At 65.4% G+C, this 18,324-nt stretch carries 9 protein-coding genes; all 9 read left to right on the top strand.

Features of this window, described 5'->3' with window-relative positions; genetic code table 11:
* Positions 1-62 precede the first annotated feature (62 nt).
* The 9 genes from BM172_RS00305 (at position 63) to BM172_RS00265 (ending at position 18,300) form a co-directional block, all read left to right on the top strand.
* On the top strand, positions 63-956 hold the full coding sequence (locus BM172_RS00305; protein WP_026634131.1) for a LysR family transcriptional regulator: 894 nt from the start codon (positions 63-65) through the stop codon (positions 954-956).
* A gap of 13 nt (positions 957-969) precedes the next feature.
* Positions 970-2,475 (top strand): amidohydrolase family protein, encoded by a 1,506-nt coding sequence (locus BM172_RS00300; protein WP_231504144.1) that lies wholly within the window; start codon positions 970-972, stop codon positions 2,473-2,475.
* A gap of 512 nt (positions 2,476-2,987) precedes the next feature.
* The gene (locus BM172_RS00295; protein ID WP_026634129.1) at positions 2,988-3,206 is read left to right on the top strand and encodes an MbtH family protein; all 219 of its coding nucleotides are present in this window, start codon (positions 2,988-2,990) and stop codon (positions 3,204-3,206) included.
* Positions 3,207-3,298: 92 nt separating this feature from the next.
* Positions 3,299-6,373 (top strand): amino acid adenylation domain-containing protein, encoded by a 3,075-nt coding sequence (locus BM172_RS00290; RefSeq protein WP_026634128.1) that lies wholly within the window; start codon positions 3,299-3,301, stop codon positions 6,371-6,373.
* 5 nt (positions 6,374-6,378) lie between these two features.
* Positions 6,379-9,549 carry a non-ribosomal peptide synthetase gene (locus tag BM172_RS00285; protein ID WP_051548414.1) on the top strand — a complete coding sequence of 1,057 codons (3,171 nt, stop codon included), beginning with the start codon at positions 6,379-6,381 and terminating at the stop codon, positions 9,547-9,549.
* On the top strand, positions 9,546-14,663 hold the full coding sequence (locus BM172_RS00280) for a non-ribosomal peptide synthetase (protein WP_051548413.1): 5,118 nt from the start codon (positions 9,546-9,548) through the stop codon (positions 14,661-14,663). The genes BM172_RS00285 and BM172_RS00280 overlap by 4 nt, the downstream gene beginning before the upstream one ends.
* Positions 14,664-14,774: 111 nt before the next feature.
* Positions 14,775-15,662: an HpcH/HpaI aldolase/citrate lyase family protein gene (locus BM172_RS00275; protein ID WP_081805062.1), complete on the top strand. Its 888-nt coding sequence runs from the start codon at positions 14,775-14,777 to the stop codon at positions 15,660-15,662.
* Positions 15,659-16,987: an arginine deiminase family protein gene (locus BM172_RS00270; RefSeq protein ID WP_026634127.1), complete on the top strand. Its 1,329-nt coding sequence runs from the start codon at positions 15,659-15,661 to the stop codon at positions 16,985-16,987. Before BM172_RS00275 ends, BM172_RS00270 begins: the two co-directional genes overlap by 4 nt.
* Entirely contained in the window at positions 16,939-18,300 is a 1,362-nt protein-coding gene (locus BM172_RS00265) for an aminotransferase class I/II-fold pyridoxal phosphate-dependent enzyme (protein WP_197022839.1), read from the top strand. Before BM172_RS00270 ends, BM172_RS00265 begins: the two co-directional genes overlap by 49 nt.
* Positions 18,301-18,324: the final 24 nt, after the last annotated feature.

Genomic DNA, 18,324 nt, shown 5'->3' with positions numbered 1-18,324 from the left:
GCCGCATTTGATCCGGTAGCCTCGTTCTGAGATCAACTGTGTCGCGCATCGGGGAACACCGCATGGAGATCGAAGAACTACGGACCTTCGTAGAAGTCGCTGACGCTGGCGGCATCACGCAAGCTGCGCTTCGCCTGGGGGTGTCCAAGTCGATCGTCAGCCGGCGTCTCGCGCGACTCGAAGAAGACCTTGGCATCCAGCTGCTGGCGCGCACTACGCGGGGCGCTGGTCTTACCGAGGCCGGCCTCACGTTCCGCGATCACGCGGCCAAGGCGTGCGCGGAGATCGATATCGCCAAGGAGACGATCCTGCCTGCCGGCGAATTGCGCGGACGCCTTCGCATCGCCGCGCCGCTGTCATTCGGCCCCACCCATTTCACCTCCGTCCTCGCGGACCTGGCGAAACGCAATCCTGAGCTCCATGTGCAGATCAGCTACACCGATCGGTTCGTGGACCTGATCGCCGAGGGCTTCGATTGTGCAATCCGGGTGGGACGCCTGCCGGATTCCAACCTGCTGTCTCGGCGTGTTGGCCCGATGTGCGCAAAATGGGTGGCCAGCCCGGAATACATCGAGAAGTACGGCGCGCCCGAAACGCCCGACGAGCTCATTACCCATCAGGCGGTAATGCAGGGCAACGAGAGCTGGCCGGTCATGGACGGCGACCGGGTGGTCATGATCAAGCCACAGGGAAGGTTCAAGGCGGACAATGGCGTCGCCCTCGTCGCCGCGGCTGTGGCCGGTATGGGTATCGCCGGGGTACCCGAGGACCTGATCACCAGCCACCTGGCGTCGGGCGCGCTCGTGCCGGTGATGACACGGTATCCGCCACCCGAGTTAGGCATATACGTCATAAGACCGCCTGGCCATTACCCTGCACGAAAGATCCGGGTACTTACTGAGATGTTGATCGAATGTTTTGGCCGTGCGGGTGACTTGACTGATAGTTCGCCGTGACGGGAGAGGCAGCATGGATGACGAAAAAGGCGGCATCGAATCAATCATGCCTGTCAAATCTCGCCTGCCCGCCCGCCGGCATCGGTCATTGGACCAAATGCCGACTTCTGCATTGCCGAAAACACATCGGCGGATCCGCTTGATTCTGTCTCCGGTCCGTCCGGTCATTATTTTGGCCATGATCTTATGGTGCGCGCTCGCGCCCGCGGCGGAATCTGCCGCTCACAAAACCTCGCAATCGCGCATCACCCTGTTCCAGGGGGCGACCCTGATCGATGGCACAGGTGCTCCAGCACGGCCCGGCATGGATGTCCTTGTGGAAGGTGAGCGAATCCTTCGCGTTCTGCCGGACTCCGAATTGGAGCCGGCGGTTCGTGCCAAGGCAAAAACGATCGACCTGCGTGGGCGGTTTCTGATGCCTGGAATGATTGACGCGCACGTCCATTTGGCTACTCCGCCGAACAGGCGGCAGGCCGAAGCGATCCTGAGGCGAGATCTGTACGGAGGCGTGACGGCGGTTCGCGATATGGCCGACGATCTTCGACCGGTGGGAGAGCTCACTCGTGCCAGCCTGGTCAACGAGATACCCGCTCCTGATATTTACTATGCCGCGCTGATGGCCGGCCCCAGTTTCTTCACCGACGAGCGAGCCGGCCAGGTTTCCATGGGCGGCACGCCGGGGCACCTGCCCTGGATGCAGGCCATTACCAAAGACTCCGATCTGTCATTGGCAGTCGCGCAAGCGAAAGGGACCTGGGCAACGGCGATCAAGCTCTACGCCGATCTCCCTGCCGATCTTGTCACGCGGATCACGGCCGAAGCGCATCGACAGGGTCTATTGGTTTGGGCTCATGCAACGCTCTATCCCGCCAAGCCCTCGGACATGGTTGGGGCGGGAGTCGACGCGATCTCGCATGCCTGTTTGCTCATCCGCGAGCCCGATGCGCATATCCCTGGCTGGAACGAGCCGCATGAGCGTGTCGACCTGGCGCCCTTTCGCGGTAGTGACCATCCGGCGCTTGCTCGTCTTTTCAAGGAAATGGTCCGGCATGGCACGATCCTCGATGCCACGCTTTGGGCCTACAGCGCAGATACCGCTAGCTCGACGACCATGCCGCCACTACCGCCTGGCAGTTGCGATGACGCGGTGGGAGGCAAGATCACCGGCCAGGCCTATCGCGCTGGTGTACCGATCGCTGCGGGAACCGACTTCATCGGCGATTGGACCGATCAATGGCCGGATGTGTTTCACGAACTCACTGCCCTGGCCACCAAGGCCGGCATGCCGAATGATGCGATTTTGCAATCGGCCACGCTCATCGGCGCGCGCGCGGCAGGTCAGCAACGCGATATGGGCAGTATCGAGCCGGGCAAGCTCGCCAACATGGTCGCCCTCGCCCGCAATCCGCTTGTAGACCTGAAGAATCTTCGATCCGTGCTGATGACCGTTAAGCGTGGTCGCGTCTTTGCGCGGAGTGCATTTGTGCCTTTGACGAAGGGTGATATTACTGATCGGTGACCGATCGGTAAGCGACCGCCGCACACCTCGGTCGGTTTTCGCCGGTGCCGGCGCATCCGTTCACGCCGCCAGGCCTCGCTGTGGCGGGCAAGGGCGTGCGGTGGCTGCAGTTCGATAGTGGAGCAAGGATCGGGCCGTCTGGCAGGCAGGGACATGCAGCATTCGGCTATGCATTGATCGCCATTTTCAAACGGGTGTTTATCGGGGTGCCAGGCCTTCCCCGGCGGCGAATCCTGCCCAGGCCAGGACGCTAAAACATCTGCCTGAGCAGGTGTTTTCATACCAGGCGAATGGTGGGGCCGCCGGTGGTTGTAGGGCGCGACCTGCAGGCTCTTATTACTGGGCTCCTCAATTCGGCGTATCGATTGACAGCCACATCTCGTCGGCGGATATTGATTTGCTGCACCCCGCGCGTATCCAGGATGGGGCGCCTACCGATTTCATATTTTCGTCACGCTGTTAACAGTGTCATTGAAAATGATCGCGGCAAATGGTGCGAGGAGAAGGAACTCATGAGCAACCCATTCGATGACGACAAGGGCACCTTCCTGGTGCTCGTCAACGACGAAGGCCAGCATTCGCTTTGGCCTGATTTTGCGGCAATTCCGGCGGGCTGGACTACGGCTTTCGGGCCAGAGGCGCGAGCGGCCTGCATGGACTATGTGGACCGTAGCTGGACCGATATGCGCCCCAGGAGCCTTGTCGCGGCGATGGAGCATCCGAGCGGTTAGAGAAACGCAACTGGACGCCGATAGCAGCAACACGTCGGCATACCGATTGAACCAAACATGCCCGTTCAAGGGCGACAAGAGGTTCATGGGCCATGGAAGGGTTCTCGCTCGATGGCGCTTACATTGACGTGCCGAAGGCCCCGCAACAGGGTCTTCCCAACGTCAGTTTTGCCGCGCTGTTCGAGCGGCAGGTCGAGCTGACCCCGGATGCCGTTGCGCTGGTCTTTGGCGATGCCAGCTTGAGTTATGGCGAATTGGATGCGCGCGCCAACCGCCTGGCCGCGTGGCTGTCCGAAAAAGGCATTCGCTCGGAAGATATCGTCGCTATAGCACTGCCGCGATCGTTCGAATCGATCGTGGCGATCCTGGCGGCGCACAAGCTCGGCGCTGCTTATCTGCCGCTCGATCTTGATTATCCCGAGCAGCGGCTGATCTACATGCTTGAAGACGCGGCTCCGGCTTGCGTGCTCGGGTTCCGGGAGACGGTCTTGAAGACGCCGCCTGCCCTGCCCGTCTATCTTCTGGACGATGCGGATATCCGAGCCGAGATCGAAGCGCTGCCGCCCTCCCGGATCGGGATCGCGCACGATGCGAAGGCCGCGCAACACGCCGCCTATGTGATCTATACCTCGGGTTCGACGGGCCAACCCAAAGGCGTGGTGGCGACCCATGCCGGCGTCGCCGCGCTGGTGACCACCTACCGCGAGCGGCTGCGCATCGAACCGGAAAGCCGCGTATTGCAGTTTGCGTCGCTATCCTTCGACGCCTCTTTCGCGGAGATCGCCATGGCGCTTGCGCTCGGCGCGCGTCTGGTCATGGCTCCGTCTGACGATCTGCTCCCTGGCACGAACCTGGCGGCGCTGTGCGAGCGACAGCGCATCACCCATCTGGCGCTGCCGCCGAGTCTGTTGGCGTTGATGACGCCCGGCGATCTTCCGGGTGTGGAGACCCTGGTCGTGGGCGGTGAGGCGTGTCCGGCGGAACTTGCCGCCAAGTGGGCTCGCATGCATCGCCTGGTCAATTGCTACGGACCGACCGAGGCTACCGTCGATGCACTGATTTCAGCGCCGATCGACACCGAGGCGAAGGCCGCCGTACCCATCGGAAGCCCGGTCTCTGACGCGGCCGCATACATTCTCGACGCCTCCTTGCGGCGTGTGCCGGAAGGCGACGAAGGCGAACTGTATCTGGCCGGCCCGGGCCTGGCGCGCGGCTACCTGCAACGCCCCGGTTTGACGGCGGCCCGCTTTCATCCCGACCCGTTCGGCCCTCCGGGCGCCCGCATGTATCGGACCGGCGATGTCGTGCGGCAGCTAGCGGATGGCTCGCTGTGCTTCGTCGGCCGCGCCGATCAGCAGGTCAAGCTCAATGGCTTGCGCATCGAACTCGAAGAGATCGAAGCCTGGCTGAGGCGCGACGCCACCGTGGCGCAGGCGGCCGTGCTGATGCGCGAGGATCGTATCGGCCACCGGCAACTGGTCGGCTACGTCGTGCCGAAGCATGGGCGGCAGGAGGCGATGCGCGATGCGGGCTACGAGATGCAACAGGTGGAGCAGTGGCAGGTATTGCACGACGGCCTGTACAGCCAGCACGCGGAGCTGGCGGATGACGAGGATTTCGGGGGCTGGGACAGCAGCTACGACGGCGCTCCGATCCCGTTGGAAGAGATGCGCGAATGGCGCGATGCGATCGTAGGCAAGATCCTGGACCTGCGACCGCAGCGGTTATTGGAGATTGGCGTCGGCACTGGCCTGATCCTGTGGAAAGTGGCGCCGCATTGCGCCTTTTATTGCGGCACGGATTTTTCGCTGCCGGTCATCGATTCCCTGAAGGCGCGCGTGGCGGGCCATCCGCAGCTGCGGGAGCGCGTGGATCTGCGTTGCCAGCCTGCGCATGAGATCGGCGATTTGCCGATGGGCGGTTTCGATACCATCGTCATCAATTCGGTCCTGCAATACTTTCCCGGCGCCGGCTACCTGAGCGCGGTGCTGCGGCAGTGCGCGGCGCTGCTGGCCCCAGGTGGGCGCATGTTGATCGGCGACGTGCCCGATTTCCGCCTCATGCGCTGCTTCGCCACATCCGTCGCCTGGCACCGGGCTGGCGGCGGCGATTCGCGCGCCATTCGCCACGTGGCCGAAGAGGAAATGCGGCTGGAAAACGAGATGCTGGTCGATCCAGGCTATTTTTCGGCGCTGCCGCAACAGATCGGCGATCTGGTCGGTGTCGACATCCAGCTCAAACGGGGGCGCGCCCGCAACGAAATGACGCGCTATCGCTACGACGTCGTGCTGCATATGCGCGGCACACCCGTGCATTCCGCCGCCGCGCTGCCCACCCTGGCGTGGGGGCGCGACATCGATACGTTGGCGTCGCTGCGTCAACGCCTGTTGGCTGTGCGTTCTGAAGGTCTGCGGGTAAGCGCCATCGTCAACGCTCGATTGACGAGCGAGTTCGAGATCTCGCACCGGATCTGGGGCGGACGCGAAGATGCATCGGCGCCTGCCGTCGACCCCGAGGACCTGAGGACGCTCGGAGCCGAGCTCGGCTACCAGATGGCCGTAACCTGGTCGCCGGACCGCACCGGCCGACATTTCGACGCCGTGTTCCTGCCTGTGTCCGACGCGCGTGGCGCCGCGCTCGACAGCCTGTATCTCGCGCCGACCATCGCAGCCGGCTCGCCGCTCTGCCACGACCCTGGCGCCATGCAGGACCATCGCGGTTACGTGGCTGCGCTGCGGGAACGCCTCGGCGAACACCTGCCCTCTTTCATGCTGCCCGGCTCGATCGTCGTGCTGGCCGAGTTGCCGCTTACCGCCAATGGCAAGCTCGATCGCCAGGCCTTGCCTGCGCCGACCGGTGCCGCCGTGCTGCGCCGCGCCTACGAGCCGCCGCAGGGCGATGTCGAACAACTGCTGGCGGAGCTGTGGGAGAGCCTGCTGGGGGTCTGGCAAGTCGGACGCAGCGATCACTTTTTCGAGCTCGGCGGCAATTCGCTGCTGGCGATCCAGCTCGCGAGCCGCATGCGCGACGCGCTCCATGTGGATGTTCCGATCCGCACCCTGTTCGAGGCTCCTACCCTGTCTGCGCTGGCCGAACAGCTGGCCCATGCGCGCCATTCCACCCGCCTGCGCTTGCGCCGCATGCAACCACGCGAGTCTGCCCAATGATCCCCATGTCCCTGGCCCAGCAGCGCCTATGGTTCCTTCACAAGCTCGAGGGTCCCAGCACCACGTTTAATGTGCCATTGGCATTGCACCTGGAAGGCGAGCTGGACGCGGACGCCTTGCAGGCCGCCGTGCGCGACGTGGTTGTCCGGCACGAAACGCTGCGCACCATCTTCCGTGAAGCGAACGGCGTGGGCGAGCAGATCGTGCTCGATCCCGCCGCGGTCGAACTGACCTTCGAGCGGATCGATGCTTCCCAGGAAACGTTGGCGCAGTCGGCAAGAGCATTCTCCGAATACCGCTTCGACCTGACCCGGGATATTCCGCTACGCGCCGCGCTGTTCCGGTCGGCGCCTCGCCGCCACACGCTGGTGTTGCTGGTCCAGCATATCGCCAGCGATGGCTGGTCCTGGGCGCCCTTGATTGAGGACTTGGGCGTCGCCTACGCCGCCCGCCGTCAGGGCGAGGCGCCGCATCAAGCGCCGTTGCCGGTGCAGTACGCCGACTACTCGTTGTGGCAGCAGGAGTGGATGGCCCAGGAATCCGATCCCGACAGCGACATCGCGCGGCAGCTCGCGTTCTGGAAAGACAATCTTGTCGGACTTCCCGAGCAGATTGGGTTAGCGACGGATCGCCCGCGCCCGGCCAGGACGGTCCACGCCGGCGACAGCGTCGAGATCGACTTCGGCCCCAAGGTGCTGCGCGACTTGCGCGAGCTGGCGAACCAGCACCGCTGCAGCCTGTTCATGGTCTTGCACGCGCTGGTCGCCGCGCTGTTGACCAAGCTGGGCGGCGGAACCGATCTGCCCATCGGCACCTCGGTAGCCGGGCGCCACGACGAGGCCTTGAACAACCTGGTGGGTTTCTTCGTCAACCTGCTGGTATTGCGCACCGATACTTCCGGCGATCCCTCCTTCCATCAACTGCTCGACCGGGTGCGTGAAACCGACCTGGCGATCTATTCGCACCAGGAGGTGCCGTTCGAACGCCTGGTCAACATGGTCAATCCGTTGCGCCAATCGTCGCAGCATCCCTTATTCCAGGTGGCGATGGTGCTGCAGAACAACCGTGACGCCAGCGTTTCGATGCCGGACCTGGCGGTGCGCACGGAATTCCTGCCTCTGGGCACCGCCAAGTACGACCTGACGTTCGAATTCGTCGAGCAGTCGGATCCCGACGGAAGCGCGCGCGGACTTTCATGCAACATCGAGTACATGGTCGATCTCTACGACCGCGTCACCGTCGACGGCTTCGCCGAAAAACTCGCGCGCCTGATCAAGACGGTGACGAAGCGGCCGGATCTGCCTTTGAGTCGTGTCGACCTGCTCGGCGAAGAAGAACGCGATCGCCTGCTGAACAAGTGGAATGGCACCGCTCGATCCGTGCCGTCCGGCACCCTGCCCGATCTGTTCGCGGCGCAGGCGGCGCGCCATCCGGATGCCGTCGTCGCGTCCGACGGCGAGCGCACGCTCAACTACGGCGAACTCGATCGCCGCGCCAATCGGCTCGCGCACTATCTGCAAGGCCTGGGCGTCGGCCCGGACGTGCTGGTAGGGCTGTGTATGGAGCGTTCGCTGGACCTGCTGGTGGCCATGCTGGCCATCCTCAAGGCGGGCGGCGCCTATTTGTCGCTGGACCCGGAGCATCCCACCGAGCGGCTCGCCGCCATCCTCAACGAAAGCATGGCGCCCATCGTGCTCACCGAGACGGCGTTTCGCGACCGGCTTCCGGTGCACTGGGGCGTGTTGCTGGTTCTGGAGGAACACGAGGCGGAGATCGATGCGCAGCCGGAGCTGGCGCCGCCGCACGGGCTGCAGGCCGGGCATCTGGCTTACGCCACCTACACATCGGGATCTACCGGCGCGCCCAAGGGCATCGTGGTCACGCATCGCAACGTGGTCGATCTTGCGTTCGACCGCCGCTGGCAGGAGAGCGACGAGCGACGCCTGCTGCTGCATGCGCCCTTGGCGTTCGACGCTTCCACCTTCGAGATCTGGGTGCCGCTGCTGCGCGGCTGGCGGATCGTCGTCGCTCCGCGCGGCAAGATCGGCGCCCGGGAGCTGGCGCGCGCCGTCGTGGAGGGCGGGATCACGGATCTATGGGTCACGGCGGGCTTGTTCCATCTGATGGTCGACGACCACGTGGAATCCTTCAGTGGTCTGCGGCGGGTCATTTCCGGAGGCGAAGTATTGTCGCCACCGCACGTCGCCAAGCTGCTGGCAGCCTGTCCGCAACTGACCATGTGCAATGCCTATGGTCCGACCGAAACGACGACGTTCGCCACCCTGCACCCCATGCGCGCCGGATCGCAACCGGCCGGAGCCCTGCCCATCGGTGCGCCGATCGACAACATGCGCGCCTACGTGCTCGATAGCGCCTTGCAACTGGCATCGGTCGGCCAGGTGGGCGAGTTGTACCTCGGCGGGTCCGGCCTCGCCCGCGGCTATCTGGCGCGTCCCGCGTTGACCGCGGAGCGCTTCGTGGCGAATCCGTTCCATGCCGGCGAGCGTCTGTATCGCACCGGCGACCTGGTGCGCTGGCGCGCGGACGGGACGCTGGACTTCGTCGGACGCGCGGATCGGCAAGTGAAGCTGCGCGGTTTTCGCATCGAACCGGTGGAGATCGAAACGGCCCTGCTTGCCCAGCGTGGCGTGAGGCAGGCGGCGGTGGTCGTTCGCGAGGATCGGCCCGGACAAAAGCAATTGGTGGCCTACATCGTTGGCGCGCCAGACTTGACGCTGGATACCGTCGTCTTGCGCCGGGTGCTCGGCGAGCGTCTGCCCGCCTACATGGTGCCGGCTGCGATCGTGCCGCTACCCGCGCTGCCGCTCACCGCCAACGGCAAGCTCGATCATCGAGCCTTGCCTGCGCCGGATTTCGACCGCACCCAGGTGCGTGCGCCGGGCACGCCGCAAGAGCAGGTCCTGGCGGGCCTGTTCGCCGAAGTGCTAGGCCTGAACCAGGTCGGCGTGGACGACAGTTTTTTCGAACTGGGCGGCCACTCCCTGTTGGCGGCGCGCCTGATCTCCCGCATCCGCAGCGTCATGAGCGCCGAGGTACCGCTGGCCGATATTTTCGACGCGCCGACGGTCGCCCAGCTCGCGGCACGGATGGAGACGACGCGCCGCCCTGCCCGTGCGCCGCTGCGACCCATGCGCGCCACGGAATCTCCCTCATGATCCCCTTGTCCTACGCCCAGCAACGGCTCTGGTTCCTGCAGCAGCTGCAGGGCCCGAACACCTTGTTCAATGTGCCGCTGCTGCTGCGGTTGCGCGGCGTGCTGCACGCGAACGCGCTGCAGACGGCGCTGGATGACGTGACAAACCGACATGAAAGCCTGCGCACCGTGTTCGCCGACGTCGACGGCGTGGGCCGGCAGATCGTGCGCGGCGCCGGGCAGGCCCGGGTTCCATTCGAGCTGCGCGAGGTCGATGCCGGCGCATTGGAAGCCGCGCAACGGCAGGCGGCCGAACACGTCTTCGATCTGGCTACAGAAATTCCCATCCGCGCCACCTTGTTCCGGCTGCGGCCGGACGAGCATGTCCTGTTGCTGCTGTTGCATCACATCGCCAGCGATGGCAGTTCGCTGGCGCCGCTCATCGGCGACCTGGCGACTGCCTACGCGGCGCGCCGCCGCGGCCAGGCGCCGGCGTGGGAGCCGCTACCGGTGCAGTATGCGGATTACAGCCTGTGGCAACGCGAATGGATGAACGAGGAGCGCGATCCGGACAGCAGCGTGGCGCGCCAGATCGCCTACTGGACGTCGACACTGGCCGGTCTGCCGGAGCAGCTGACGATCGCCGCCGATCGGCCGCGCCCTGCGCATGCCAGCCACCGCGGGGCGAGCGTTGTCTTCAAGGTTTCCGCATCGGTGCACCGCCGTCTGCGCGAGCTGGCCCGCGAGACCCAGTCAAGCTTGTTCATGGCGCTGCACGCCGCGGTGGCGGCGCTGTTGTCCTTGCATGGCGCGGGCGAGGATCTGCCGATCGGCACTTCCGTGGCTGGTCGCGACGACGAAGCGATGGAGGCGATGGTCGGCCTGTTCGTCAACCTGCTGGTGCTGCGCACGGATACCTCGGGCAATCCAAGTTTCCGCGAACTGCTCCGCCGCGCGCGCAGTGTCGATCTGGCGGCATTTTCCCACCAGGCGCTGCCCTTCGAACGCGTCGTCGAGGCAGTCAATCCGCTGCGTACCCAGGGCGCGCACCCTTTGTTTCAGGTCGCGCTGGTGCTCAATAACAATGCTTCCGCCGCGAGCGATTTCGCGGACTTGCAGTTGACTTTCGATTTCATGCACGTGGCCGTTGCCAAATACGATCTTGGGTTCGGCTTCGTCGAAGCATTCGACGAGGATGGTGCGCCCACGGGACTGAGTTGCGACCTGGAATACGCGCTCGACCTGTATGAGCCGGACACCGCGCAACGTCTGGTCGACCGGTTTTTGCGGCTGCTATCGGAAGCCACCGGGCAGCCGGATCTGCCGTTGGACCGGATCGACCTGCTCGAGGAATCCGAGCGCCGGCATGTGCTGGAAAACTGGAACGCGACGGCTCACCCGGTGCCCGCGGACAATCTGGCCGATGCTTTCGCCGCCGTCGCCACGCGCACGCCCGATGCGATTGCGATGCGGGCCGGCGAACGGGCGGTGACGTATGGCGAGCTCGACGCGGACGCTAATCGTCTCGCGCACCACTTGCAGTCGCTGGGCGTAGGACCGGATGTGCTGGTGGGCTTGTGCCTGGAGCGTTCGCCCGCACTGCTGACGGCCACCCTGGCCATCGTCAAGGCGGGCGCCGCCTATCTGCCGCTGGATCCGGATTACCCGGCCGAGCGCCTGGCGCAGATGCTGGGCGAGACCATGTCGCCGGTGCTGGTCACGCAGGCGGAGCTGGTCGATCGGCTGCCCGCGCACTGGGGAGCGCTGGTCGTGCTGGAGGAAGAAGCCGAGGCAATCGCGCAGCAGCCGCGGACCGCGCCCGGGCACGCATTGCAAGCGGCCCATCTGGCCTATGCGATGTATACCTCCGGCTCGACCGGCTTGCCCAAGGGCATCGCGGTCACCCATCGCAACGTGCTGGATCTGGCTTTGGACCGGCGTTGGCAAGACGAGCGCCAACTGCGCGTGCTGTTGCACTCGCCGCAGGTCTTCGACGCGTCCACCTACGAAATCTGGGTGCCTTTGCTGAGTGGGCGCGAGATCGTGATCGCCCCGCCGGGCAAGACCGATATCGACGCGTTGGCGCGAACGATCGTGGAGGGACAGGTCACGGCGCTGTTCCTGACCACCGCGCTGTTTCGCCTTATCGCCGACATGCCGGACTGCCTGGCCGGCGTACGCACCCTGTGGAGCGGAGGCGAGGCGGCATCGCCGCAAGCCTTCCAGAAAGTGCTGGACGCCTGTCCGCACGCAACGGTCGTGCACGTCTACGGTCCGACCGAGACCACGACTTTCGCGACCTGCCATCCGCTGCCGCCGCGCTGGCGCGCCGACGGCGGCGTGCCGATCGGCGCTCCCATGGACAATACACGCGCCTATGTCCTGGATCGCAGGTTGCGCCTGGTTCCGATCGGCGTGCCCGGAGAGCTCTACATCGCCGGCTCGGGGCTTGCGCGCGGTTATCTGCGACGTCCCGCATTGACGGCCGAGCGCTTCGTGGCCGACCCCTATGGCCCGCCGGGCAGCCGCCTGTACCGCACCGGCGATCTGGTGCGCTGGCGCGCCGATGGCCAGCTCGTTTTCGTCGGCCGCATCGATGGCCAGGTCAAGGTCCGGGGCTTCCGCATCGAGCCGGGCGAAATCGAGGCGGCCTTGCGCGAGCAGGCCGGCGTAGCTCAGGCGGTAGTCGTTGCGCGCGAAGACCAGCCCGGGCACAAGCGTCTGGTCGGCTATGTGGTGGCCGCTCCGGGCCAGGCTCCCGATCCTGCGGCGCTGCGCCGCCGACTCGGCGAGCGCTTGCCCGAATACATGGTGCCGGTGGCGATCGTGCTGCTCGAGGCGTTGCCACTCACGCACAACGGCAAGCTCGATCATAAGTCGCTGCCCGCGCCGGATTTCGCCCCGGCCGGACGCCGCGAGCCGCGCACCTCGCAAGAGGTTCTGCTGGCGCGGCTGTTCGCCGACATCCTGGGATTGGAACAGGTCGGCATGGACGAAAGCTTCTTCGATCTGGGCGGGGATTCGATCCTGGCGATACAGCTCAAGGCGCGCGCGCAGAACGCCGGCGTCGCGTTCGATCTGGCCCATCTTTTCGATCATCAAAGCGTCGCCAGGCTGGCGGCGATCGCGACCTTCTCGGTGGGCGGGAGCGCGCGCCCGGTAGAGGCTTTCGAACTCATTTCCGAAGCGGATCGCCAGTGCGTCCCCGACCACGTCGAGGACGCCTACCCGCTCAGCCAGGTGCAGGCGGGCATGGTGTTCTACAACCGCTACGACACCGCCTCATCCGTGTATCACGTGGTCTTCTGCGCATCCATGCGCCTGCCTTTCGAAGAGGCGATGATCCGTGGCGTGCTCGATGAGCTGGCCCTGCGCCATGAGGTGTTGCGCACCAGCTACGACTTCGATCGCTACAGCGTGCCCTTGCAACTGGTGCATCGATCCGCCCGCGTGCCGCTGGTTGTCGACGACTTGCGCGGCCTGGACGAGGCAGAGCGGGAAGCGGCGTTCGACCGCTGGTGCGGACAGGAGGCGCGAAGCCCCTTCGATGTTCACGTGCCTCCCCTGCTGCGCGTCTTCGTGCATCGCATGACCGACGTGGAGTTCCGCTTTACCCTCAGCTTCAATCACGCCGTCCTGGACGGGTGGAGCGACGCCAGCCTGGTGACTGAATTCATGCAGCGCTACCAGGCCAGGCTCGAAGGGCGCGCGCTGCCCGCCGTGCCTTTGCCCGTCAGATATCGCGACTACATCGCGCTGGAGCAGCAGGCGATCGCGTCGGAGGCCACGCAGCGCTTCTGGCGTGACATGCTGGCAGGCTATAGGCCGGTAGAGCCGCAACGCAGCGTCCTGCCGGCGCGGCGAGGCGCGTCCCACGCGCAGCCGGAAGACTTTGCCGTCATCCGGATTTCGCAGCGGACCTTCGAGGGCCTGGTCGACCTGGCCCAGCAAAGCCAGGTTCCGCTCAAGACGATCCTGTTGTCCGCCCACATGGCCGCGCTGAGCGTGCTGACCGGCAGCCGTGACGTGGCGACGGCGATCGTCTGCCACGGCCGCCCCGAAGCCGTCGATGCCGAAAAGCTGATCGGCCTGTTCCTCAATGCGGTGTTCTTGCGCATGCGCATCGGCAGCGTCAGCTGGAGAGGCCTGATCCGGGACGTCATGGAGGCGGAGAGTCGCCTGTTCCCCCACCGGCGCTACCCGTTGCCTGCGATCCTGGGCGACAGCGGTTTGAGGAACGGGATAGGCGTCATCTTCAACTACATCCACTTCCACGTTTACGACCAGCTGGACGAATTGGGCAAGAAACTCGACGTAGGCAGTGGCGAGGGGCATTCGGCCTTCCCGCTGGGCATGGATTTCCAGCGCGACGCGAACGGAATCACCGCTACGGTCACCGGTCACAGCCATCTCTACGACCGGGCTACGCTACAGCGCTACGCGGATGGCTATGCCGATATCCTGCAGACGATGGCCGAGGCTCCGGACGCACCCGTGGGTGCGCGCAGCCTGCTCGACGACGATGAAACCGCCCGCATCCTTGGCGAATGGTCGGCCGACACGCGCGCGGTTCCCGGCGTGTCGATGCCGGCAGGCCTGCGCGCGGAGAGGGTTCGTGCCTACATCCTCGATGGCACGCTCCAGCCAGTACCGGCGGGAGTGACCGGAGCGCTGTATCTCGCCGGGGACGGCATCGAAAACCATCACGCAGGCTCGCCTGCGCCGACCGCGTGCAGCTTCATCGCCCATCCGTTCGCCGATGGCCGTCGCCTGTACCGGACCGGGGATCTTGCATCCTGGTCGCCGGACGGTTCGTTGATGCTCCACGCACCCGCCGAGCGCCCTGCACAGGGCACGGATTGCGCCATCGACATCGAGCGGGTCGACGCCCTGCTGCGCGCGCATCCCGCGATCGCGCACGCGGCAAGCGTGCTGCGGGAGGACGAACCCGGACGTAAGCAACTGGTGTCGTATGTCATCACCGGACCTGGCCAATCCGTGGATGCGGATGAGCTTCGAGGCTGCCTGAGCCCGGTGCTTCCGGCTCATATCGCTTCGACCCTCGTCATTACGGCGCCGCAGCGGTCCGCCGGGCATGGAGCGCGATTGGATCAGGAGACATCCATGCTGTGGTAGCGGCGGCCTGGCGCCGGCGGGTGAGGTCGCGGGATGCGTCCCGGCTCTGCGCATGCAGCACAGAGCCGGCATTTCAACTCAGAGAGAGTTGTCAGCCGATGGGTGGTGAACATGAAAAAGTTCAGCCGTTATTGCCGATCGATCCTCTTCACGCCCGCCCTGGTGGCCGAGCGATCGGTCAACGCGGACGCCGCGGACGCCGATATCGCATTGATCGATCTTGAGGACTCCGTCGCCGCGGTCCATAAGGCCGAGGCCAGGAACCGGGCCGTGGCTTTCTTCTCCAGGCCACCGATAACTTCGTGCCGGCGCGCGGTGAGGATCAACAACCTGGGCAGCGCCGACGGACTGCTCGATCTGCTGGCGCTGTGCGGCTGTCCGTACAAGCCCGAAGTGGTGATGGTTCCCAAGGTCGAATCGCCGCGCGATCTGGAGATCGCCGGGAGCCTGCTGGGGGACGGGGTCGAGCTGATTGCGATCATCGAGACGCCGCTGGGCATCGAGAACATATCCGCCACGGTATCCACGCGGGCCCGTTTGACCGCGACGATTTTCGGGGCCGCCGATTTCGCGCTCACCACCGGCATGTCGATCGATTGGCAGTCGCAACACTACGCGCGCTCGCGCCTGGCCACCGCTACGCGCGGCGCGGGTCTGCATCCCCTCGATTCGCCCTGGTTCGATGTCCGCGACGCGGAAGGCTTGACGATCGCGGCCAGGCGCGCCCGCGAGCTCGGCTACAGCGGCATGGGCGCGGTGCATCCATGCCAGGTGCCGATCATCAATGAGATTTTTTCGCCGAGTCAGGATGACATCGATCGTGCAAGGCGCCTGGTCGCCGCGAGCGCCCGCGACGGCAGTGGCATATGCCTGATCGATGGAATCGCCGTCGGCGCGCCGTTCATCGAATCCGCCCGGCGCTTGCTGCAAGAGTTCGACGCGCCACGGCCGATGGCCACGGGCTATTACGCGGAACCCGCGAACATGGGCCAGGCATGAATCGCCTGACGCACAGGGTGCCGTTCGAGGAGGCCGCCGTATCGGCGACGCCGTATGTGGTTTCCGACATCGCGCCATTGCGGCGTGTGATCGTGAATGCACCGTCGCCCGCCGACTATCACCTTGAGGTCGCAACCGGCAATTTCCTGCACTACAACCCGCCACCGGTAGCGGCCGCGCGACAGCACGGGGAACTCGAACGCCTGCTTGCGGCCTCCGGCGCGGAAGTGCTCTCGATGGAGCGGTTGCTGGACGAAGCGATCGAGGAAGCCCGCCGGAAAGGACAGTTCGCGACCTGGCTGCGCGCCGCCCTGCCCCGGCTCGCGCCCTGGGCCGGCTCGGCGACCGGTGCAACGCTGCTGGCCCGGGCCGGGCACGTGCAGTTCCAGACCGATGCCGAGGGTGTCTACCGCCATATCGTCGATCACCGTCTCGGGCTTGCTTTCACCCGTGACCTGGCCGTCATGACGCCACGCGGATGGATACTCGGCAACTTCATCTCGCCTTCGCGGCGAGGCGAGGCTTCGCTCATGCGGTTCGCGGCGGAATTCTCGCCCTCGCTGCGCGAATATCCCGTGCTGTTCGACGCCCTCGAAGCGGGGCTTTGCCTGGTGGGCGGAGACCTGCAGGTCGTAGACGAGCGAACTCTGCTGGTCGGGGTGGGCCATTGCACGGATCCGCGCGTTGCCCCGTTGTTGGCCAGGCGGCTCGACATGGATGTGATCGCCGTGCGGATGCGCGGCGACAGTACGGTGCGGTGGAAGCCGGACGATAGCGTCCTGGCGCATATGTTCCTGCACCTGGACAGCTGTTTCACACGTGTGGACCACAAGCTCGCGGTCGCCCTGCCCTATTTCCTCGAAGCCGGATATGCGGGCCGGGACCCGCTGACCCGGTTTCTCAAAGGCTTGCTGGTGGAGCCCACCGTGGACGCTCAGCAGGCGGATGCCGCCGTCGCCAACCTGGCGGGCATCGGATGGGTTCGTCGCTACCGGGCCGGAAGCGGCGATGTGGATGACAGCTGCGAAGGCATGAAGCTGGTGGACCTGGTCCGCGCATGGGGGTGGCAGGTGGACTTCGTCGGCGGCGCCGCGGATGCACTCGACCTGGAGCATTTCTTCCGCGTGGTGCTCGCCGAGCACGACAAGCAAGCATCGAATCTGGTGGCTACCGCACCCGGCCGGGTGCTCGCGTATGCCGATGCGCCGCGCACCCATGCGGCGCTGCAAGCCCGGGGTGTCGATGTGCAGGCCTTCGACGGCCGCGATCTGTGGCCGTGGTGGGGCGGGCCGCACTGCCTGACCTTGCCTTTGGAGCGCGGATGAGCCGTCCCGTGCCGCCCTTTCCCTACGCATCGGCGCGCCGTCCGGGCGCATCGCCGACACCCATCAGCCAGGAGACCGCCATGGACCAGAGCGACTCGAACGAAATCGTCGGACCGCGTCGTTATCGGAATGCCGAAGCCATGCTCGCCCATGGCGAGCGGGTGTGGCTGCGCGCGGCTGACAGCGGATTGCTCAATATCCAGGTCGACCACGAGTCCAACGATCGCCTGATCGTCCGCGATAGCGGGCACGAATTCACCTTGCTGTGCTCCTGCTCGTACCTGGGCCTGAACCACCACCCGAAGATCATCGAGGGCGCGGTGTCCGCGTTGCGCAAGGCCGGGACCACCGGGCTGTCGATCGCGGAAGTGCGGGTCCGGCTGAACCTGCTGGTCGAACTGGAGGAAAGCCTGCGCGATCTCTATGGCGCGCCCGCGCTGCCCGGGGTGAGCTGCAGCGTGCTCACCGCCGGCATCCTGCCCCTGATCGCCTCCGGACACATCGGCGGCGGCAGCGGACCGCGAGTGATGGTCTTCGACCGCTTCTGTCACTTCTCGATGGCCTACATCAAGCCCATCTGCGGGGACGAAGCCCTGGTGCTGAATTGCCCGCACAACGACTTGAACTATCTGGAGGACATCTGCAAGAAATACCCGCGCGTGGCCTATGTCGCCGACGGTGCCTATTCCATGGGCGGACGCACCGCGCTGGAGGGCCTGATCGAGCTGCAGGATCGCTACGGACTGTTCCTCTATTTCGACGACTCCCATGCGCTGTCGATCGAGGGCCCGCATGGCGAGGGCTATGTCCGTTCCAGGATGGAGATGAATCCCTTGACCATGATCGTGGGCTCCCTGGCCAAGGCTTTCGGTGCGTCGGGCGGCGTCGCCATGCTCGGCAGCGAGCGCGATTTCCAGTTCCTCTATCGCAATGCGGGTCCGGTGACCTGGTCGCAGAACATGGATGTGGCCGCGGTAGGCGCCTGCCTCGCGAGCGCAGAACTGCACCGCACGGCGGAACTCGGCCAGCTGCAGGCGAAGCTGCAGCGGAACATCGATGTCTTCGATCGACGGTTCCCCACCCGCTTCTCAGGCAACGGCTTGCCCATCCGCCTGATCGACGTGGGCGACGAGGATCTGGCGGTGCGCTTGTCCGAACAGCTTTATCAGGCCGGCTACTACTGCTCGGCGGTGTTCTTCCCGATCGTCGCGCGAGGTGCGGCCGGCGTCCGGGTGATGCTTCGCGCCGATCTGGAAGCCGACCGCCTGGATCATTTCTGTGATGCCGTCGAATCACTGATGGCCAGCGCATGAGCCCGATGCCGTCAGGAGAGCGCT

Origin of the sequence: Dyella marensis (assembly GCF_900112865.1) — a bacterium.
Taxonomy (GTDB): Bacteria; Pseudomonadota; Gammaproteobacteria; order Xanthomonadales; family Rhodanobacteraceae; genus Dyella_D; species Dyella_D marensis_A.
The sequence above is the reverse complement of the archived record's forward strand: the minus strand, read 5'-3'. Positions and strand labels throughout refer to the sequence as shown.